This window comes from Sporosarcina sp. Y1011 (assembly GCF_057669885.1).
Genome location: NZ_JBYHFP010000023.1, coordinates 1 through 20,316, shown reverse-complemented (window position 1 = coordinate 20,316; position 20,316 = coordinate 1). Strand labels below are relative to the sequence as shown.

At 40.7% G+C, this 20,316-nt stretch carries 18 protein-coding genes; 5 read left to right on the top strand and 13 right to left on the bottom strand.

The features are described 5' to 3' along the window. Positions 1-5: 5 nt before the first annotated feature. The 4 genes from AC25Y5_RS17145 to AC25Y5_RS17130 all read right to left on the bottom strand — a co-directional run bounded on the left by AC25Y5_RS17145 (position 6) and on the right by AC25Y5_RS17130 (position 3,994). Positions 6-638 (bottom strand): amino acid ABC transporter permease, encoded by a 633-nt coding sequence (locus tag AC25Y5_RS17145; protein ID WP_488141380.1) that lies wholly within the window; start codon positions 636-638, stop codon positions 6-8. A 76-nt stretch (positions 639-714) separates the two neighbouring features. After that, positions 715-1,542 (bottom strand): transporter substrate-binding domain-containing protein, encoded by an 828-nt coding sequence (locus AC25Y5_RS17140; protein WP_488141356.1) that lies wholly within the window; start codon positions 1,540-1,542, stop codon positions 715-717. 176 nt (positions 1,543-1,718) lie between these two features. Continuing rightward, positions 1,719-3,254, bottom strand: coding sequence for a D-alanyl-D-alanine carboxypeptidase/D-alanyl-D-alanine endopeptidase (gene dacB, locus AC25Y5_RS17135; protein ID WP_488141355.1), 1,536 nt, complete (start codon positions 3,252-3,254; stop codon positions 1,719-1,721). A 56-nt stretch (positions 3,255-3,310) separates the two neighbouring features. After that, positions 3,311-3,994 (bottom strand): GNAT family N-acetyltransferase, encoded by a 684-nt coding sequence (locus AC25Y5_RS17130; protein WP_488141354.1) that lies wholly within the window; start codon positions 3,992-3,994, stop codon positions 3,311-3,313. Positions 3,995-4,084: 90 nt separating this feature from the next. Here AC25Y5_RS17130 and AC25Y5_RS17125 point away from each other — a divergent pair, with 90 nt between their 5' ends. After that, on the top strand, positions 4,085-4,459 hold the full coding sequence (locus tag AC25Y5_RS17125) for a VOC family protein (protein WP_488141353.1): 375 nt from the start codon (positions 4,085-4,087) through the stop codon (positions 4,457-4,459). Positions 4,460-5,105: 646 nt separating this feature from the next. Here the strand turns inward: AC25Y5_RS17125 and AC25Y5_RS17120 are convergent. The 4 genes from AC25Y5_RS17120 to AC25Y5_RS17105 all read right to left on the bottom strand — a co-directional run bounded on the left by AC25Y5_RS17120 (position 5,106) and on the right by AC25Y5_RS17105 (position 8,831). Continuing rightward, positions 5,106-5,405 carry a hypothetical protein gene (locus AC25Y5_RS17120; RefSeq protein ID WP_488141352.1) on the bottom strand — a complete coding sequence of 100 codons (300 nt, stop codon included), beginning with the start codon at positions 5,403-5,405 and terminating at the stop codon, positions 5,106-5,108. Positions 5,406-5,580: 175 nt separating this feature from the next. Then, positions 5,581-6,198, bottom strand: a complete 618-nt coding sequence (locus tag AC25Y5_RS17115; protein ID WP_488141351.1) for an NAD(P)-dependent oxidoreductase — start codon at positions 6,196-6,198, stop codon at positions 5,581-5,583. A 289-nt stretch (positions 6,199-6,487) separates the two neighbouring features. Further along, positions 6,488-8,002 (bottom strand): succinyl-CoA:acetate CoA-transferase ScpC, encoded by a 1,515-nt coding sequence (scpC, locus tag AC25Y5_RS17110; protein WP_488141350.1) that lies wholly within the window; start codon positions 8,000-8,002, stop codon positions 6,488-6,490. A gap of 184 nt (positions 8,003-8,186) precedes the next feature. Further along, positions 8,187-8,831, bottom strand: coding sequence for a LytTR family DNA-binding domain-containing protein (locus tag AC25Y5_RS17105; protein WP_482102654.1), 645 nt, complete (start codon positions 8,829-8,831; stop codon positions 8,187-8,189). Between the two features lie 222 nt (positions 8,832-9,053). Between AC25Y5_RS17105 and AC25Y5_RS17100 the strand changes: the two genes are divergently transcribed. Then, complete coding sequence (locus tag AC25Y5_RS17100) at positions 9,054-9,686, top strand: CBS domain-containing protein (protein ID WP_488141349.1); 633 nt, start codon at positions 9,054-9,056, stop codon at positions 9,684-9,686. 59 nt (positions 9,687-9,745) lie between these two features. On the opposite strand, the gene AC25Y5_RS17095 is transcribed toward AC25Y5_RS17100, so the two are convergent. From AC25Y5_RS17095 to AC25Y5_RS17080, 4 genes are all read right to left on the bottom strand, one after another. Beyond that, positions 9,746-11,002: an MFS transporter gene (locus tag AC25Y5_RS17095; RefSeq protein WP_488141348.1), complete on the bottom strand. Its 1,257-nt coding sequence runs from the start codon at positions 11,000-11,002 to the stop codon at positions 9,746-9,748. Between the two features lie 90 nt (positions 11,003-11,092). Then, on the bottom strand, positions 11,093-11,941 hold the full coding sequence (locus tag AC25Y5_RS17090) for a class I SAM-dependent methyltransferase (RefSeq protein WP_488141347.1): 849 nt from the start codon (positions 11,939-11,941) through the stop codon (positions 11,093-11,095). A 44-nt stretch (positions 11,942-11,985) separates the two neighbouring features. Next, positions 11,986-12,399: a DUF1761 domain-containing protein gene (locus AC25Y5_RS17085; RefSeq protein ID WP_488141346.1), complete on the bottom strand. Its 414-nt coding sequence runs from the start codon at positions 12,397-12,399 to the stop codon at positions 11,986-11,988. Between the two features lie 628 nt (positions 12,400-13,027). Beyond that, the gene (locus AC25Y5_RS17080; protein WP_482102649.1) at positions 13,028-13,204 is read right to left on the bottom strand and encodes a hypothetical protein; all 177 of its coding nucleotides are present in this window, start codon (positions 13,202-13,204) and stop codon (positions 13,028-13,030) included. Positions 13,205-13,324: 120 nt separating this feature from the next. On the opposite strand from AC25Y5_RS17080, the gene AC25Y5_RS17075 reads away from it, so the two are divergent. Together AC25Y5_RS17075 and AC25Y5_RS17070 are read left to right on the top strand one after the other, a co-directional pair. After that, entirely contained in the window at positions 13,325-15,265 is a 1,941-nt protein-coding gene (locus AC25Y5_RS17075) for a GTP-binding protein (RefSeq protein ID WP_488141345.1), read from the top strand. A gap of 152 nt (positions 15,266-15,417) precedes the next feature. Next, positions 15,418-17,856, top strand: coding sequence for a sensor domain-containing protein (locus AC25Y5_RS17070; protein ID WP_488141344.1), 2,439 nt, complete (start codon positions 15,418-15,420; stop codon positions 17,854-17,856). 54 nt (positions 17,857-17,910) lie between these two features. Here the strand turns inward: AC25Y5_RS17070 and AC25Y5_RS17065 are convergent, their stop codons facing one another. Next, positions 17,911-18,525 carry a class I SAM-dependent methyltransferase gene (locus AC25Y5_RS17065; RefSeq protein WP_488141343.1) on the bottom strand — a complete coding sequence of 205 codons (615 nt, stop codon included), beginning with the start codon at positions 18,523-18,525 and terminating at the stop codon, positions 17,911-17,913. A gap of 384 nt (positions 18,526-18,909) precedes the next feature. Here AC25Y5_RS17065 and AC25Y5_RS17060 point away from each other — a divergent pair, with 384 nt between their 5' ends. Continuing rightward, positions 18,910-20,214, top strand: coding sequence for a uracil/xanthine transporter (locus tag AC25Y5_RS17060; RefSeq protein ID WP_488141342.1), 1,305 nt, complete (start codon positions 18,910-18,912; stop codon positions 20,212-20,214). Positions 20,215-20,316: the final 102 nt, after the last annotated feature.

The following is a 20,316-nucleotide window of genomic DNA, read 5'->3' as shown; positions in this document are numbered from 1 at the left end:
CCTCCTCATATAGTGTCAACATCCAGCTTTTTCTCATACCATTTCAGTAGTGCAGTGAAGATCAATACGAGTACGAGATAGTACAATCCAACAACCATAAATGTTTCGAATGGCTGGAATGATGCAGCCGCTTCTCTGTTCGCCAGACCAAACATTTCTGAAACACCGATAACATATACAAGTGATGAATCTTTCATCGTAATGATAAATTGGTTGCCGAGTGGCGGAATGGCACGGCGCAGCGCTTGTGGAAAAATGATTCTGCGCATGGCTTGACGACGATTCATGCCGACTGCGAGACTGGCTTCCTCCTGCCCTCTGTCAATGCCCTGTATAGCGCCACGGAAAATCTCCGCGATATAGGCACCATTATGAATCCCCAGCGCGATTGCACCAGCCCAGAAGTTTGAGAGTACAACGATGTTTGTGATTCCATAATAGAGAAACATGATTTGAACAATCAGCGGAGTTCCCCGTATTAAAGTAATATACAGGTTTGCGATTGTCTGTAAAATTTTTGACTTGGATATTTTCATTAAAGCAAAAACAATACCTAACGCAGTACCCAGTACTAGGGCAATTGCTGTAATTTCTAATGTGATAAGGGCTGCTTTCAAAAAGCCCGGGTACGTTCGCATGAATACTTCATAGATTGTTATAAATACCTCTGGCACTAGCTATACCCTCTTTCCTTGATTAAGTTTGTGGAATCATTCATTCTAAAAGCTCCACGCCCTCCAGATCAAGGTCTAACAGGTTTCGATCGAACCATTTCTGTGAGATTTCATCATATGTGCCGTCTTCAATTATTTCTTTAAGTGCTTCATCAATTGCTTCTCTTAATGCATCATTTTCTGGTCGCACAGCGATGGATGGCTGTTCTACCCATAGCGGCTTCCCTACTTCTTTAATTTTAAAATCATTTTTAATGGCTTCAAAGCCGACAATATCAGCTGTGATTACCGCATCGAGGCGACCCGGTATCGTCAAATCTTTCAATGCAACTACGTCACTACTATAATACTGAATATTGTCCGAAAGGGTTTGCGCGGGTTTTTCATATGTGGATTGAGCCACGACGCCAATCTTTTTGCCCTTCAAATCATCTCCAGATTTAATATCGGTATTATCTGCGGATACAAAAATCATTCCACCCGAGTAATAGTAAGGTTCAGTAAAGTTCGCTTGTTTAGCGCGCTCTTTCGTATAGGCCATTGATCCAATAATTGCGTCGTATTTATTGCCGATTAACCCTTGCAGAATTGTTTCAAATGGATTTGTCACCGGGTTCGGCTTCAAGCCCAACTTTTCCGATATTGCATTTCCAATTTCAATATCAAATCCTGTCAGCTCACCTTTTTCCTCAAAGTTGAATGGCTTATAGAGTCCACTTGCCGCAAAGGTCAAACTCCCTTTTTTCACAAGTTCATAACTCCCGTCGCCTTCACTCACTTCATCTGTTGCATTCTCTTTTGGTGCACATGCAGCTAAAATCAAAACCAACACAGTCATCAATAGAAATAGTGATTTAAACTTCCCCATAGTATAAAATCTCCCCTTTTAATCTCCCTGGTAGTGTACCAGTATTTATTTATAGTCTCTATATCCCTTACCCTACTGTTTCTCTGGTAAACATAAAATATTACAAAAAAACGAACTATTCAAAAATAGTTCGTTATAAGCACTATTGAGATGTAATCACAAGGAATGAGTGCATGTTAGTTCATTTTAAAGTTTGACAATGCGACTGCAATTGCATCCAGAACTTCGTAAGTACTCTCGCTTAAATAGTTATTTATCATAATTGAAAAAATCAACTTTTCTCCATCTGACGCTGTGACAAACCCCGATAAAGCTGTAACTCCATTCAGTGCACCTGTTTTTGCTCGTACATTGCCCTCTGCAGCAGTTCCTATCATACGGTTTCGCAATGTACCGCCAATAAAACGATCCTTATTCCCCGCTACAGGAAGCGCGTTCAGAAATGTCGGATACCAAGATTTCGATTGTACTGTATGGAGAAGCTCGGATACTTCATTTGCAGTGACGAGGTTTTTATGTGACATGCCGGAACCGTCGCGAAGCAACATATTACTAGAATCGATTCCCATGTCCGCAAGAGTGCTGTGCATGACTGCAAGCCCTTTCTCCCAGCTACCTTTGGCGCCAATCACACGACCCATTTCTTTTACCAGTACTTCAGCATGACCGTTGTTACTCAATTTCAAGAAGGGGATGAGTAACTCTTTCAGTGGTATTGATTGTCTTGATGCTACTAAAGTGGCTCCCGCAGGAACTTTTTTTCTATCCAGTTTAGGTGCTTCAGAAAACGTGATGCCTTGTTCTTCAAGTACAGTTTGAAAGACGTTAATAGTATAGTTTGAAGGTTCCCAAACGGATGACCAGGTTCTTGTTTTTTTTGCTCCTACTGGAATCGTTCCTGAAACGACGATTGTGTTCGTGCCATGCCGCCGTTCAACTCGGATGTTTTTCTTACCGCTTTTTTTCACTGTTTGCGTATTGTTAATGACGGTTAGATAAGTATTTGCAGGAACCATGCGCACTTTTCCTGCTTGTCCCGACTTAGTTGTAGGATTTACTTCGATAATCACTGTTCCGGCGTCATAATCATTATTTGGGGATAGCGTCAATGCCGATATTTGTGAACCTGTATAGTACGGTTCATCGGACCAATTTAGGTCTTGAGATAGGCGGTCGGTGTCGAACCAAGTATCGTCTGCATATAAATTCCCTTTGATGGAGCGAATCCCTTTTGCTTTTAACTCAGATGCAAACGCATTTAAACCATCCTTCGTCAGCGTTGGATCACCTTTCCCTTTTAAATAGAGATTCCCGTACAATAGACCGTTCGATATCCGCCCATCCGTATATAGTTCTGTTTTAAATATGTGGTCTTCACCGAGTGTATCAAGCGCTGTTGCACCGGTCAGTAACTTCATGACGGATGCAGGATGAACCCGTGTATCACCGAGATGAGAATAGACAATTTCGCCCGTCGATGCGTTTCGGATACTGATTCCAGTTGTCGCACCTTTTAACCGAGGATCATTCAGGATTTCATCCAGCTTCGGAAATCCATTAGACTCATGGACCTTAACGACGGGGGCTGTGGTATTTTCCAAGGCAACAGTAGTGTTCTCGGTACCTTTGTCATTCTTACTGTTAAATAGCGTTAAAACGGTAACAATCACAACTAAAAGGCCTATTAATTTTAATGTCTGGCTCTTTGTCAACCCCTCTTCACCTCCAGTACATTTAGTAGTTTATACAATGCGTGCATGTAGGTATTTTATTTGCAATACCGGACGAGCCATCCATCAGGACCACATGAAATATTCGTGCCGCGCCATCCTTCTTCAAGAAGTTTTTGTTGCGTTTTTGTGTCTTGCATCAGAACGTCTTGCTCCGCTTTCCATTCACTAGCTTTTTCGTGGAGGTGTTTCACGAAAACATAGCGCAACAAACCACCATACTTTTGCTTAAGCGCTGCAATTTCCATCTGTTGCGAAAACTTGTCCTTTAGACTAGCGATATTGAACGGCGCAACGGTTGCACAGACATATTTATATTCATCTTTTTTCAATTGTTCCATCAAAACAATTGCCATTACTTTTTGTAATTGATAGCCGCGATAGCGCGGTGAGACATTCGAAATCTCCTGGTAAATAACGGACTCTAACTCGTTTCGATCAAGACCGACATCAGAACCAAGATGCTCTTCGTCGTCACCCGGTACCAGTAATGCACGAAATGCGACAAGCCACCCATCCGCAAACACCCCTACCATCTTACCGCCGCCAGTCAAAATATATTCATACTCTTTTTCTGACAGCGAAGATAATGAATCTGGATGATCAAGTACTTGTAATACTTCTTTTTGTACATGATAAATGGCCTTAAGGTCTTCCAATTGTAATGCACGTATGAAAAAAGGATGCCCGTCTTTTAATAAACCACTATAAAGAATCTCCATATTTTAAGCGCCTCCACTTTCATTGCAATTGGATTAAAATGTTAATATGGTATACTATTATTGAAAATTGACTGAATTGGAGGATTACTTTTGACAACTATTTTAAAAAGTATTGGCCAAATTGCAGTACCCGTAAAAGATATCAATCGTGCAGTTTCATTTTATCAAGATAGACTTGGGTTGACACTCTTATTCAATACCGAAACGATGGCTTTTTTTGATTGTAACGGTGTGAGACTACTCCTTAGTCTGCCCGAAACGGAACAATTCACAAACGCAAGTTCCGTCCTTTATTTCCAAGTAGACGACATTCATACGAGCTATAAAGAACTTAGTGAAAAAGGCGTTCCTTTCACCGACAAACCACATTTCATCGCAAAAATGGGCAATACGGAGACCTGGATGGTATTTTTCAATGATACTGAAGGTAATACACATGGACTGATGAGTGAGTTTGAGGTGTGATTTAGAGTGTACATTGTAGACCGCTTGTCGCTTTGGGGATACCCCTCGCCATGAGCCTGGATTGGCGCTTCACATCCAGGCTCACGGCTTCGGCGACCCCTTGTCGCGCTTGCGCTGGTGCGTACATTATTGAGTGAGAGTTATGATTCGGAGTGTGGATTGTTGACCGCTTGACGCTTTGGGGATGCCTCTGGCCCTGAGACTGGATTAACGCTTCGCATCCAGTCTCAGGGCTTCGGCGACCCCTTGTCGCGCCTGCGCTAGGGTGTACGTTATCAGGGAGTTTTTATTTTGAGATGTATAGACTGAAATTATAATGTGATTACTATTTGATACTTATTTCATTGAAGAAAGAACACTACGAACTGCAGGTCTTATCTCCAACAATGAAATGTGCTTTCTAAGATAGATTATCCAGCGAAGGCGCGACTTCGTGGTAGCCGTAGCGATAAGACTGAAAGCGGGCTCCTTTCCGGCTTATCGCGGGAGGCATCCACAAAGCGCAGAAGCGGTATTAGCGGGATTTCCAACTCTATCCATTGTATCGGGACTTTTATTAATCGCCTTCGCAATCCCCGATAACGAAATACACTTTCTAACATAGTCCGTCCAGTGGTAGCAGGATCTCTGATTCTATCCAATTAATTTACCTTTTCCTCCTACCCAAGAAAACAAAAATAGTAATTGCAGCGAGTCCTACAATCCCCAAAAATTGATACATAATAACGGCATCTCCGCCCAGGTTATACTCATCGACAATATGCCCTTCAGCAACAAGAAGCATTGCTGGAATGTACGTACAAATCAGTAAAATACTCATAACAGAGAAGAGATTTAGCAACCTTCCCTTCTGAAATATAACGACAAGCAACAATACAATTAGAATTAGTATAAAAGCAGTAAATACAGGTCTAAAGAAAACAAATTCCGGAAATTGATACTCCACTACAATCTTCCCCCTTTTCACGAGATATGGATAACCTCTACCAATAAGACGGTTATAACAGTCAAAATGTTTTGCCAATTAAAATCAATCAAACACAAAAATTAATTATACAAGACTTCTTCTAACTATTTTCCGTACAAAAATAGTACCGTCAATGACAGTACTACTTTGCGAATCAATATGAAATTCCAACACGAAATCCGCTGTTTTTACCTTCCAGTAATTCATTGTAGGCAAAAGCAGCCGCGTCACCAACCGAAATCTTTTTACCCTCCAACGGCAACAAATCGCGCTCAGTTCTGTAATTTCCCGCCTCGGCACCATCCGGCAAATAAGTAGGGCAAACAATCGTCCACGTTAGCCCAGACTGCCGAAGCATGTCATATACTTTATGATGCTCTTGAGCAGCGAAAGTCAGCTTCCGATTCGAATCCCCCGCTTCATAGCGTAGCTTTGCAGGATTGTCCCTGCTTTGTAAGATACCCGCCGTCCCGATTGTGACAATTCGACTGACGCCATTCTCTTCCATCGCTTTAATCATATGTGGAACCGCCTCAGTCAACGTTGTCGTTCTATCCGTACCTAGAGAACTAAATACCACGTCGACGCCTGTAACGGCACGCGACACTGCTTCAGCATCACAGACATCCCCTTGAATGACCGTTAACTGGTCTGACGATGCCAATTTCTCTGGCGAACGAACAAGTGCCACTACATCATGACCATCCGCAAGAGCGCGTTTTAGTACATCTCCGCCTATACGCCCTGTGGCACCAAATAGTGCTATTTTCATCACAACCACCTCATTAACATTTTGTTAGATAGTTTTTTTATTACTATAAATAATACTCATTCCTTCATCATTTCACCTTCAGTATACCAGAATCTTGTATACGGTTATATTTCAGACTATAGAACTTGGAAACATTTCACGTTCTTCAAATACTTCTCTTATAACTCCCTACTGTTTGATTACTCACTCATTCACTTGTTCACGTGTTCACTTGTTACATGGCCAGTCTACCGCGCTCTAAAAACAAAAAGAGGATTACCCCTAATTGGGTAACCCTCTTTTTGTTTCATTAAACTAGCTCTTCAACTAGCTCAAGCATTGTGCCGTTCTTCGCAAAATTCGTATGCCAAGAGAATGCCTTTTCAAGAATATGTGGCGTTTGTCCGCCTCTTTCAAGCGCTTCACTATAATACGCACGTAGCTGTTCACGATACAGTGGATGTACGCAATTTTCGATAATGAGCCCGACACGTTCTCTCGGTGCAAGACCGCGTAAATCGGCATATCCTTGTTCAGTCACAATAATATCAACATCGTGTTCAGTATGATCCACGTGCGATACAAACGGAACGATACTTGATATCTTGCCGCCTTTTGCCACCGATTTCGTAACAAAAATAGCAAGGCGTGCATTGCGGGCAAAATCACCTGATCCACCGATGCCGTTCATCATCCTTGTCCCCGAAACATGCGTTGAATTCACGTTCCCGTATATATCCAATTCAAGTGCAGTATTAATAGAGATCAAGCCGAGACGGCGGATAATTTCAGGGTGATTGGAGATTTCCTGTGGACGCATGATCAATTTATCCCGATACTGCTCGAAGTTACTATAGACATGCTTCATCTTTTCTTCAGACAATGTAATCGAGGCGCAAGAAGCAAAACGTACTTTTCCCGCATCAATTAATTCGAAGACTGCGTCCTGCAACACTTCTGAATACACCTCTAAGTCCTTAAATTCAGAGTTAACCATACCGTGTAGAACCGCATTTGCCACCGATCCAATTCCTGATTGTAAAGGCGCAAGACGTTCTGTCAGACGGCCTGCTTGAACTTCACTGCGCAAGAATGTCAGTAAATGCTCCGCCATAATTTCCGTTTCATCATCAGGTGCATCGATTGTTGAAGGAAAGTCCAACTGATGCGTGAATACGATGCCTTTTACTTTACTCATGTCAATTGGGATACCCATTGTACCGATACGGTCATCGACTTTCGTTAACTGAATTGGAGTCCTTTCGCCCTGCATACCGGGGTCGTATAAATCATGTAACCCTTCTAACTGTATAGAGTGCGCCGTATTAATCTCGATAATGATTGATTTTGCATGGTTTGCAAACGATAAAGAGTTTCCAACAGATGTCGTTGGAATAATCATTCCGTCCTCCGTTATTGAAACCGCTTCCAAAATCGCAAAGTCAATTGGCCCTATTATTTCTGAGCGAACGAGTTCCGCTGTATGTGATAAATGATGATCTACGAACAAATGCTCACCATCATTAATCTTTTTTCTCATTACAGGGTCTGCCTGGAATGGTCCACGTTTATTGACAATACCTGATTCCGCAAGCAATTTATCAATATCTGAACCCAAAGAAGCTCCTGTATATATATTAACTTTAAATTGTTCTGTTTCTGCACGCTTGATCAATGCCAACGGAACTGCTTTGGCGTCACCCGCACGTGTAAAACCGCTCAATCCGAGGGTCATACCATCTTCAATCCAAGATGCTGCTTCTTCTGGTGAGACAACAACGTCCCTCAATTGAACATTTCTAATTCGATCCATCTGACTGCCCATCTTCAACTGCCCCTTTTCATAACCTTTTGTTAATTCTAGCGTACACACCAACACGAGCGAGCATTTATGGTTTGGAAAGAGAATAATAGGTTAAGGCATTCAAATATCCGACTGAAACAGCATCAATCAAACATGCCTCGGTGTGATTGCGTCAAGATACTGAATTGACCTTCATTCCTCCTTGTTAAAACCCTAATAGTTTGCGGAAGTAACTGGAATACGTTTGACTGACTGGAATCTTGGTACCGTTATCCATTTCTAATACAAAAGTTGAGTGCATGTCAGGGTAAATCCCTTTAATATGATGGACATTGACGATAAAGGAGCGATGACAGCGTACAAAGGAATCACGCGGCAATAAATATTCAAATTCTTGCAATGTATTTTTATGAGTGCCTAAAAAACCTTCTGCCACTACATACGTTTTTCGATCTTTCACTTCAACGTATTTCACATCTGTAAAAGGCACAGGAATCCATCCATCATGCGTTTTCACCGTTACCACAGATTTCCCGTCCGTGTAAGCCGGATAAATTGCGGTCACACACCCTTCGAGCACCTCACCATTATAAAACGGGACAGCCATCCCATGATAAGGAACGCCGAACACATCACGGTTGATAAACTCAGATACTTTCTGTTTTTGAGAGATTGCCTTATATGCAATCGTTCCTTCTTTCAATAGATCACCCGGTCTAATTTTTAAATCCACTCGTTTGCTGGGCAGATAGTAAAGGTACTTTTCCGTGTTCGACACCGCAATCGAGATTTCATCAGAAAATAATTCACCAATAACATCTAGTAGTCCACCAAGACTTAACTTTTCCATTTCCATAGCTCCCTTTATTCACGTATAACGATTCTTTCCTTTTATTATACTGGATTCGTCTAGTAAAGTAGGTTGATACCGCTTTTGTGGTCAATGTATATCATGCCCTATAGGTTTTGCTGTATAATTAATTGTACAACTTTATATATCTCTATTATAATGAAATTTATCATAAACTAAAAATTGTGATAATAGATAAACCTAGGAATGAGGGGATTAAACATGCACGTTAGAGACTTACTGATGGAAAGACTTGGAGTATCTACGGTGAATATCAATCAAACTGTGGCGGAAGCACTGGATGCGATTAACGCAAGCGGCTACAGATGCATTCCTGTTGTCGACCAAGATGACAACTATAAAGGAATGATTTATAAGGTACACTTGATTGAATATCTATATGAAGAAAATGGTGATAAAAGCGAAAAGATTGATCACTTGCTGATGCACCAAGAAACATTCATAACTGAACGCTCTTCCTTTTTAAGCGCACTCATAAAAATTAAAGCACTGCCTTTTCTAAGCGTTGTTGAACATGGAAAACTTGTCGGTATTTTAACGCATAATAAAGTGGAAAGCGTCCTCGGTGATGCTTTCGGTTTAAAAACAGGGGGAATCAATCTTACAATTTCTTCAACAGAAGCGAAGGGTATGATTGAAAAACTTACGAAAACACTACGTGGTGAACTAATTGAAGGCATGTTTACACTAGATAATGGTTCTGTCCTTGCTAGACGAGTTGTCATTACGCTTGAAGATGGCAAAACGGATGCTGAAATCGAAAAATTAAAAGGAAAGCTTGAAAAAGAAGGATTCCGTATTCTACAAATCGATAAAATTGAAAAAGCCAAATAAGTACACTATTTTAAAACGACGTTCACATTCTATGAAGTGAACGTCGTTTTTCATTTATTTTATACGGCTTTTAAATCGGGTTCTGGAACACGTGATAGAATTGCCAAACCAATGATGAACAGAATAACAAGACTGAACACTCCGTATGCAGAACTTCCAGTCAGCTGCGCAGTCACCCCTACAAGTAAAGGCCCCATAACTGATGCAAACTTGCCGAAAATATTATAGAAGCCGAAAAACTCGTTAGACTTTTCTTTCGGAACAAGCCTTGCAAAGTACGAACGACTAAGCGCTTGAATACCGCCCTGTGAAGTTGCAACGAGCATTGCCAATATCCAGAAATCCATCGTCGTTTTCATGAAAAATGCATAAATACATACGATGATATATACACAGATTCCTACGTATAACATCTTTTTTCCGGTGAATTTCTGTGCCAGTTTTCCGTAGAGAATCGCAAACGGCGCCGCAACGACTTGTGTGACAAACAGGATAATAAGCAGATTCGTCGCACTAATTCCCAAATCACTTCCGTACGCCGTCGACATCGCAATAATCGTCCCAACCCCATCTATATAGAAGAAATAAGCCAACAAAAATAAAAAAACGGTTCGGTATTTGCGTATTTCTTTGAATGTGCCACCTAGACGCCTAAAACCGCTCGCCACTAGATTCGGTTCACGTTTAATGCCATGAATTTGATGAACATTTTTAACCATAGGAATCGTGAATACAGCCCACCAAATTGCCGTAATAACGAAAGCAATTCGACTTGCCGTGGCTGTTGCCAGCGGGATTAGCTCTTGTTGAGCCAGAATTATAATTGCAATACTAAGTATGAACGGAATCGTGCTCCCAATATACCCGAGTCCAAAACCACGTGAAGATATTTTGTTCATTCGTTCTTCCGGCGTAACGTCTACTAAAAATGCATCGTAAAATATATTCGACCCGTGAAAACCGACGGCGGTGATGGTGTAAATAATTAATAACCAAAGCCAGTTATCGCCCGGAACGAACGCCAATGAAGCCGTTGCTACCGTCCCCATCATGAAAAAGAACAGGAAGAACTTTTTCTTTAATCCTTCATAATCGGCAATCGTTCCTAACAGCGGTCCAATCATTGCCAGTATGAATGTGGCAATGGCGACCGTATACCCCAAATATGCGGTAGAGTTTGACATACTTACGCCTGCATCCGTAGCAACCGCCTTATAATAAAGCGGAAACACCGCAGTCGTAATAATAATTGAATATGCCGAGTTCGCCCAATCATAGAAAATCCAGCTATTCTCCTGTTTGCTGTACTTCTTCATGCCATCATCCCCCTTCGCTCCTTACGTACAGTGTACAATAAGAAAGGTTGAAAAATAATGATTAATCTAAATTTTACAATTGGGGTAAACCTACTTTTCTGCAATAAATACGTATGTTGACATCGGCTGAACTGCAGTACTCTTTCGTGCTTCTTCTAACAAAATTACTTCAGATTGAATGAGCGACTTTAGTTTGTCAGGCAAATCAACAAGGGTATTAATTTCCTCTTTAAAATCATTTACCGTCATAGCGATTTCCCATTCCGCATCTTGCAGCTGAGGTGAATGAATGGATTGTTCATTTGTAACGGTCCAGCCCACGTTTTCTACAACCCGTTTAACATCCGTCGGCGTAAACAGTGTACGTATATTCGAAAGACTACTTTCTTTGAAACATTCATACTGGGATTGAATAAGCACGGCTAAGAAATGCGGGTATTGTTCAATCATTTGAATCCTTGAATCCCATTCAGCAAAACATAGCGTCTTGCCCCATATTCTAACCCTCTTCAAAATGCCTTCTAATTCCTCAATCGATTTTAAGTACCATGAACAATGGGAGAAAACAATATAGTCAAAACTATTTTCAGGAAAATCATTCTCCATTGATAAAACATCAACGTTAAATTCCATTTTAAGCTGTTTTCCTAGCTTCGACTGCTGTAAATAACGAGCAGAATCACCCAGCGTTATCGGCGCGCCGTAATCTGGAGACGCAATATCTACCCCATGGACAAATCCTTCTTGCCCGACAACGTACGCCAACGCGGCCGTTGTATCGCCTTGCCCACAACCAATTTCTAAAACGCTACTTCCCTCTTTGATACCCCAGAATTCAACAAGCTTAAGGCGATGCTCCGTTTGAATTCGCTGGATTTCCTTCATATCCACATTGGACGCCATACAGTCAACAATGGTTGTAATCGCGTGTTCTGTCATATGCACACCTCTTTCTATGTAAACATTTTTGTAAAAAAACACACTTACTTCCACATGCCTAGTATTAAGCCTATTATTGTAAATGTGACAACATGGTATCCTGCATTAATGAAAAACAGTTTCATTGACTTTCTTTCAAACAAATACGTGATACCCATTGCAGTTGCAACCCAAAAAAGCCCTATCATCAACCCTGTAAATGCGCCAATTAATGCGTCACTATCAGGTCCTAAAAACAACGCCAACACAAATGATATGATTAAAGAAAAAATAAATGATCCTCCAAAAACCTTTGCCATATTGCCATTCTTCAACATTTCTTCATTAAAGTTATTTTCAACCATCCAAGCTTTTGCAAACAAAAAAGAATACCACAGGCCACCTATGATGAACGCAGATAACGCCGCTACTAACACTGCAAAATAATTAATTGAATCTAATGATTGCTGAAAATCCATTTGTCACACCTACTTCATATTTTTTGTTTTTAAATGTGATACGAACTAAGTTATTGTGCCCGTCTATTCTGTACTAGTATTCTATTAAGAGGTATAAATGTCCTTTGTTTTCAACTAGATCATTTAACCGTACCTAAATTAAAGGGATTTAAAAATAACTACTGAATTGTTCATCACATGATCATGCCTATTGATCGAACAAAGATAACTTGATCACACACTTGGCACTACGTGTAGGATTGCTTGAATTGAGCGACTTCTATACCATTATCGAGATGTCTTAATAAGTAGGGAATACAAAGTACAACGTGCTAGAGTGCCCGAAATTGCATCTTCGGGCACTTACACTCTTTATAGATAGTTGTCTATTCTTTTCTTCCAAAATAACTGCATTTTTCACTTAGATATTGTAGGAACGCGACAGGCTAATAATCACAACAGTAAAACCGAAAAGTGTGTGGCTAGAAGAGACGCAGTCACTTCTAGCCACACCTGCCCCTCGGTAAAACTGTCGTGATTAATTCGCCGAAAGCGGGCCGGAAATAGTCCAGTGAAAATCAGCTGTTTTATTATCCTTTAATTAAAAAAGCGTCCAGAGCCATATTTCGCTCTACACGCTTTAAACTCATTATAGCTCTTGATAATTTCTTTGATGATTGCCACCGTCTTTTACATCTGCATGATACAACGCTTTCAACGCGAAACTTTTCTCCAAGTCAAGTTCTGCCATTATCTGTTTCAGACGTTTTGACAGCTCTGGATCATTCTTCACAAGCTTCTCCATTTTCGCTTTTGAATATTTCATAAACTGATTCCTCCTTCACACTAAATTTGTAGTTACAGTATACCACCTCTTTAAGGTCATTCGCCCAATTCAGATTTGCTATACTTCTGGTAAAGGCAAGAAACGGACAGGAGCGACATCATGTATAAAACAATCGGTATACTTGCACACGTTGACGCAGGAAAAACAACTTTTTCTGAACAACTGCTTTATCATACAAATCACATTAAACAAAGAGGGCGCGTGGACCACAAAGATGCCTTCCTCGATAACCATGCCATTGAAAAAGAGAGAGGAATCACTGTTTTCGCAGATCAGGCATCTATCTCCTATAATGGTTCCATGTATACGATTATCGATACGCCCGGACATGTCGACTTTTCTCCCGAGATGGAACGTGCCATTCAAGTAATGGATTACGCCATAATTATCATTAGCGCGAGCGACGGCGTGGAAGGCCATACTGATACTGTGTGGCAGCTGCTTCGAAAACATCAAGTCCCAACATTTTTCTTCATCAATAAAACCGATCGTGAAGGAACGAACGTCGACAACATCATAGATGAAATACGGACCAATCTATCGGAAGACATTTGTGATCTCACGACTTCTTTTAATGAAGGAATCATGCAAGAAGAACTCATCGAATTTGTAGCGGAGCGGGATGAAGAATTGCTGGAAACCTACATGAATTCCGGTTATGATTTGAGCTTATGGCTTGAAACGCTACAAACGATGATTAAAGAAAACAGCGTCTTTGCAGTTTCCAGCGGTTCAGCACTAAAAGACATCGGTATTCTTGATTTTTGGAGGAAACTCGATTTATTGACCACTACTTCTTACAACGATGACAGTGAATTCGCTGCACGCGTTTATAAAATCCGTCATGATATAAATGGCAATCGAGTCACATACCTGAAATCCCTGAGTGGCACGCTAAGTGTTAGGGATGTAGTGAACTATGGTGATACCACCGAAAAAGTAACACAAATTCGTATCTATAATGGCAATACGTTTAAGACAATTGAGCAGATTCATGCGGGTGAACTATTTGCCGTTACAGGATTGACGCAGGCATCTATCGGTGACGGCATAGGTACGCTTGCAGAAAAATCGATATACGATATGATTCCGACCCTCAAATCGAAAGTTATTTTCAATCCTTCCATCCACGTCAAAGAAGTACTACAATGCTTCAACTTATTGGATGCGGAAGACCCTTCTCTAGCCGTAACTTGGGACGAACACTTTCAAGAAATCCACGTCCATGTCATGGGCACCATCCAGCTCGAAGTCCTTCAGCAAATTGTCAAAGAACGTTTTTCCATTGACGTTTCTTTTGGAAATCCAAAAATACTATATAAGGAAACCATTGAAACAATCGTTACAGGGTACGGCCATTTCGAACCTTTGAAGCATTACGCTGAAGTACATCTTTTAATTGAACCAGGAGCAAGAAATAGTGGTATTCAATTTGAAAATGTATGCCATGCCAACGACCTCTCGATTGGCCATCAAAACTTAGTACGTAGCCATTTATTCGAGCGGGATCATAACGGCTTACTAACGGGTTCTCCCCTCACTGATGTGAAACTAACCTTACTGACGGGACGTGGACATAATGAGCACACGTCTGGCGGCGATTTTAGAGAGGCGACCTTCCGTGCATTGCGGCAAGGCTTGGAGAAAGCCAAGAATAGGCTTCTGGAACCTTATTACAATTTCAGACTAAAAGTGGATCTGAATCATATGGGACGCGTATTGTCAGATATTCAACAGGCATCCGGCAGCTTTGACCCACCCGAAACCACACACGGATTGGTGATTGTGAAGGGACGAGTTCCCGTCGCTACTTTCATGAATTACAGCACCACCTTAGCTTCTTTTACGCATGGAAAAGGGACATTAAGTCTGTTATTCGGTGGCTATGATGAATGTCATAATGAGAAACACATCATTGATGAAATTGGTTATAATAAAGAGGCGGATCCCGAATACTCATCCACCTCTATTTTCTGTGCGAAAGGGAAAGGCTATCCTGTCCCGTGGGATGAAGCGGAGAATGCCATGCATTGTTTATAATGTAAAAGTATTGAAATAGTATAGGGTTATGCCTAATAGATAGATGATAGAAAAGCTTGTATAATTATCAAAATTATGTGGAGAACGACTATTCTTTCACACTTAAAAATGCTGATTAAAATAAATGACGGATGGGAAGGAACTATTACATAATGTTATCAAGAATTCAAAATCTCTCATCTGTTTCTCTGCTACTAGAGGAGAATTTTGCTGTTTCAATTATAGATGCTAACGGATTTATCACTTATGTGAATCAAATTTTTTGCGATATCACAAAATACCAGGCCGAAGAGTTAATTGGGAAAACATATGGATTTCTCAATAGCGACTACTCCGATGAGACTACCCTTATCGAAATAAAAAATGAAGTAATGAACCATAAAGTATCACATCAAAAAATAAAGAGTCACGCCAAAGACGGAACTCCATTCTGGATCCAAGCAACCATCGTCCCTGTTCTTGGCGATAATGACCAAATCATACAGTATATTTCTTTCGATATTGACATTACAAGCAAAGTACTGATGGATAATAATTATAAAAAAGCACTGTTAGACTTTCATAATATCGAAAATGCACTCAATCAATCTACCATTGTTGCCATCACTGATCGAAAAGGGTTGATCACTTATGCAAATGATAAATTTTGTGAACTGTCTCAGTATCCACTTGAAGAACTAATTGGACAAACTCACCGCATCGTTAACTCAGGTCATCACCCTAAAAGCTTCTTCAAAGAAATGTGGCAGACAATCGGAAAGGGAAAGATTTGGACAGGTGATGTGAAAAACCGATCAAAAGATGGAAAAAGCTATTGGGTGAACACCACAATTGTCCCCCTTCTTAATAATAAAGGAGTACCTTATCAATACATCGCCATCCGATCAGATATCACTGCTAGAAAAGAAGCGGAGCAATCACTTGAAATTGCTTTAAAAAATGATTTCCGCCAGACTGTAAAAAACCTACAAAATGCAATTTTCAAGTATACATACGATGACAAAGGCAAAATCCTATTCACACTTATGGAGGGTAAGATTGCACAAGAGCTCGGCATTACTGTGGAAAAAATCAATTTGCGCAAAGTGGAATCTTCTTTTTCAAAAAAGGAACTTGCTCAGATAGTCCGTGATCTAACGAGAGGGATGGAAGGTAAAGCTGTTCAATTTGAATTGCTTCTCTATGGCTATACTTTTCTAGTTTATTTGTCACCGATTTCTGTAGACGAGAAGGTCGTTGAAGTGGTAGGTACTGCCACTGATATTTCCGAACGTAAAGAAGCAGAAAAACTTGTTGAACATATGGCATTTTATGATCATCTGACGGGTTTGCCAAACAGGAGACTTTTTCAAAAAAAAGTGAATGAAGAGATTACGCAAGCCCAGAAAGAAAATACCCAATTCACAATTATGTTTATCGACCTTGACCGCTTTAAGAATGTGAATGACTCTATGGGTCATCCAATCGGAGATCAACTGCTAATAGCCGTAGGACAAAGATTACTGAAATCTGTTCGAAAAAATGACTTTGTAGCACGCCATGGCGGAGATGAGTATATCATTTTACTTCCTTCCTGCCAGCAATCGGAAGCGGATACGATAGCAGCACGAATCGTGGATGAACTAACACACCCGCTGACTCTTGAGAACATTGAACTGTATGTCACTTCAAGCATCGGCATCAGTACTTTTCCGAAAGATGGACATGATTATGAGTCCTTAACTAGAAATGCTGATTCAGCAATGTACCTTGCAAAAGAAAAAGGGAAAAATAATTATCAATTTTTCACGGAGGACTTACATCGTGACATAGTCGAAAAAATGACACTGGAGATGGAACTACGACATGCACTAAAAAGAAATCAGTTCCTGCTCTATTATCAACCGCAAATCGATATCAACACAGGTGAAATAACCGGATTGGAAGCTCTTATCCGGTGGCATCATCCATCGAAAGGCATTATTTCACCCGCTGACTTTATTCCGATTGCAGAAGAGACTGGTTTGATTGTCCCAATCGGCCAATGGGTGCTCGAAACAGCGTGTGCACAGACTAAGAAGTGGCAAGAAACTGATTTCCCGAAGTTACAGATCAGTGTCAATGTTTCATTTATCCAGTTCATGCAAACCAATTTTGCCAAGCAAGTAGAAGAAACACTTGTCCAAACAGGGCTACAGCCGCACTATCTAAACTTGGAAATAACAGAAAGTATGACATCAGACGCTCTGAACTGTCAGAAAACGCTCTATCAGCTTAGAAAAATCGGCATCAATATCAGCATCGATGATTTCGGGACGGGATTCTCATCACTTAGTTATATTAGTAATTTTCCGATTACCCATTTGAAAATTGATCAGGTATTTGTACAAGGTACGAGTACAAGCAACAGAGCCATTGTAAAAACCATCATCAGTCTGGCAAAAAACTTGAATTTAAAAGTTATTGCAGAAGGCGTTGAAACGGAGGAACAAGCACGTTTTTTAAAAGACTTGGATTGCGATGAAGTACAAGGCTACTATTATTACAGGCCGCTGCTCAAGGAGCAAGTCACTACCCTATTCACGATGTCGAATTTAAATCCAATGAAATAATCTGATTGATGACAAGAAAACCCGCATTCAACTGCTATGAATGCGGGTTTTCTTTCATTTGTCTGTCCCGAAACGCAACACCAGAAAAAGTTCATTGGGATCTTTCTCGCGCATACCGGATACTTTTACTCCCTTAATGAGTTCAAAGGGAGTATTATTTTCAAGGAATTCAATATAATCACTAGTGGGATAATAAAGGATGATATCTACAGACCGCTGATTCTTTTCGACAGAAAGAAGAATATTATCAACGACTTTCATGAAGATTTGAATCGAAAATGGATTGAAGAAATAAAACCGATTATCTCCCGCGTCGACCTCGTACTCCTCTGCTAGACAGCGTTCAAAATAGATAGATGCATTTGTCCGCTTAACCTTTTTCATGTAACTCGCCTGATTTTCAAGCGCTTCTGTATACAGCTGCCCACTCATTTCAATCCCCGTCACTGAAACATCAAATCGATTATGTATGTAAAAAGGCAGTCTGCCTTTGCCACATCCAAAATCTACAACGCTATCCGATTTCGTCAGTTCATAGACTTGAAAAAACTGATCCAAGGCATCATAAGGTGTCGCTTCGTATCGGTTATAATGAGAGGACTGATGCAACCATTCCCGGGTGCCAACGGTATTAATACGTAGCGATCGATCGCATTTTTTATCATACATAAGAAGTCCTCCCGCCTGTTTACATACATTGTAACAAAACATAAGAAAATAACCCTGATAACTTTAAAAGTCTTTGTTTTCATTGTTTATTCAGCATATTTTCACAAGCACTCAACCTTTTTTCGTTAAACAAACTTGGCCTGGTATTATGATTTACGCATTGTTATTAACATAGTCGCATTTTCGATAAAAACGGTATAGTTCTGTTTTAACGTTTTTATCAATACCAGTCAAGGTAATGGTACTGTTGATTGAATTCTCTTTCTCGGTTCAACTAACTGTATTATTAGTTAACTGGTAATGGTATACTCGCCTTTATCTATGCGTCTTAAAATTTAGGTATTAGAATAGAAGACGTTTTCTTGTTAAGGAGCGGTGGGTAAATTGGACACAAAACAATTACGAATGTCTGTCACTGTGTTAGCTGGATTTCAATGGCTTTTCTTTATGTTCGCTAATACGGTGGTCATTCCAATCTCAGTTGGCAGTGCTTTTCAGCTGGAGTCTGTTGAAATTGTATCAGCTATTCAGCGTTCTTTCATTTTTACAGGAGTAGCCTGTCTTCTGCAGGGACTCTTCGGGCATCGCTTAGCAATAATGGAGGGCCAATCGGGTCTTTGGTGGGGCGTCATTTTAAGTCTGGCTGCAACCGCTAGTACAATGAATCTAGAACTTACAACGGTTGGCGGTAGTATTGCAATTGGAGTCATGATTTCTGGTGTAATCATTGCCCTTCTTGGAATGCTCGGCATCGGGGAAGTCCTAAAAAAATGGTTTACACCTGTAGTGATGTTTGTTTTCCTTCTGTTGTTAGCCAATCAGCTTATTACTGTTTTCTTAAAAGGAATGATTGGTCTAAATACAGGAGACTCTATCGATGTAAAAGTTGCAGTTTTTTCGTTTCTCCTCGCTACACTTACGATTCTGATTCATGTATTAGGAAAAGGGATCATCAGCAGTTTGAACCTTCTCATTGGGATGTCGGTCGGTTGGATTGGTGCTGTTATTCTATTTCCAGTGGAGGCCACAGAAACAATTAACACGACACCTTTCCTCACTTGGTTTCCATGGGGTTCCCCCACTACGTTCGAATGGGGCATAGTGATTACTGTTATTATCACTGGACTATTAAACACAACAAATACAATAGCCACATTAAAAGGGGCAGAAGATATTTTCGAAAAAGAAACGACGCCAAAACAATATCGGTCCTCTTTCCTACTAACAGGACTGTTTTCAACTGCTTCAGGTGTTCTTGGACTCGTTCCTTATGCACCCTATACGTCTTCATTAGGTTTTTTACAGTCGTCAGGAATCCGTGACAAGGCACCATTTTTTATAGGTTCTGCTCTATTCATTCTTCTGGGGATGAATCCAATGCTTAGTACATTTTTTTCAACCATTCCACAAAGTGTCGGAAATACAGTGCTCTTTGTAGCCTATATCCAGCTGTTCCGTTCAGCAATCCGTAATATCGAGGGCCTGACATTTGAGCCGAAAACCGTCTACCGCATTGCAATTCCTGCGTTACTGGGACTGTCAATCATGTCACTCCCCGCAACCGTTTTTACAACAATTCCACTACTGGCGCGACCAATCCTCTCAAACGGGATGCTTATGGGGATTCTAACCGCACTCTTTATGGAGTTGTTGTATTATCTCAGCCAAAGGGCTAATAGCCAACATTAATGAAGGAGTTGTGATTCAGAGTGTACATTGTAGACCGCTTTGCGCTTTGGGGATGCCTTTCGCCATGAGCCTGGATTAGCGCTTCGCATCCAGTCTCAGGGC

What these genes read in the sequence shown, in the direction of transcription:
- AC25Y5_RS17145 (WP_488141380.1), bottom strand. Translation starts at nt 638, where the DNA reads ATGCGAACGTACCCGGGCTTTTTGAAAGCAGCCCTTATCACATTAGAA.
- AC25Y5_RS17140 (WP_488141356.1), bottom strand. Translation starts at nt 1,542, where the DNA reads ATGGGGAAGTTTAAATCACTATTTCTATTGATGACTGTGTTGGTTTTG.
- AC25Y5_RS17130 (WP_488141354.1), bottom strand. Translation starts at nt 3,994, where the DNA reads ATGGAGATTCTTTATAGTGGTTTATTAAAAGACGGGCATCCTTTTTTC.
- AC25Y5_RS17115 (WP_488141351.1), bottom strand. Translation starts at nt 6,198, where the DNA reads ATGAAAATAGCACTATTTGGTGCCACAGGGCGTATAGGCGGAGATGTA.
- scpC (WP_488141350.1), bottom strand. Translation starts at nt 8,002, where the DNA reads ATGGGCAGTCAGATGGATCGAATTAGAAATGTTCAATTGAGGGACGTT.
- AC25Y5_RS17105 (WP_482102654.1), bottom strand. Translation starts at nt 8,831, where the DNA reads ATGGAAAAGTTAAGTCTTGGTGGACTACTAGATGTTATTGGTGAATTA.
- AC25Y5_RS17100 (WP_488141349.1), top strand. Translation starts at nt 9,054, where the DNA reads ATGCACGTTAGAGACTTACTGATGGAAAGACTTGGAGTATCTACGGTG.
- AC25Y5_RS17095 (WP_488141348.1), bottom strand. Translation starts at nt 11,002, where the DNA reads ATGAAGAAGTACAGCAAACAGGAGAATAGCTGGATTTTCTATGATTGG.
- AC25Y5_RS17090 (WP_488141347.1), bottom strand. Translation starts at nt 11,941, where the DNA reads ATGACAGAACACGCGATTACAACCATTGTTGACTGTATGGCGTCCAAT.
- AC25Y5_RS17085 (WP_488141346.1), bottom strand. Translation starts at nt 12,399, where the DNA reads ATGGATTTTCAGCAATCATTAGATTCAATTAATTATTTTGCAGTGTTA.
- AC25Y5_RS17080 (WP_482102649.1), bottom strand. Translation starts at nt 13,204, where the DNA reads ATGAAATATTCAAAAGCGAAAATGGAGAAGCTTGTGAAGAATGATCCA.
- AC25Y5_RS17075 (WP_488141345.1), top strand. Translation starts at nt 13,325, where the DNA reads ATGTATAAAACAATCGGTATACTTGCACACGTTGACGCAGGAAAAACA.
- AC25Y5_RS17070 (WP_488141344.1), top strand. Translation starts at nt 15,418, where the DNA reads ATGTTATCAAGAATTCAAAATCTCTCATCTGTTTCTCTGCTACTAGAG.
- AC25Y5_RS17065 (WP_488141343.1), bottom strand. Translation starts at nt 18,525, where the DNA reads ATGTATGATAAAAAATGCGATCGATCGCTACGTATTAATACCGTTGGC.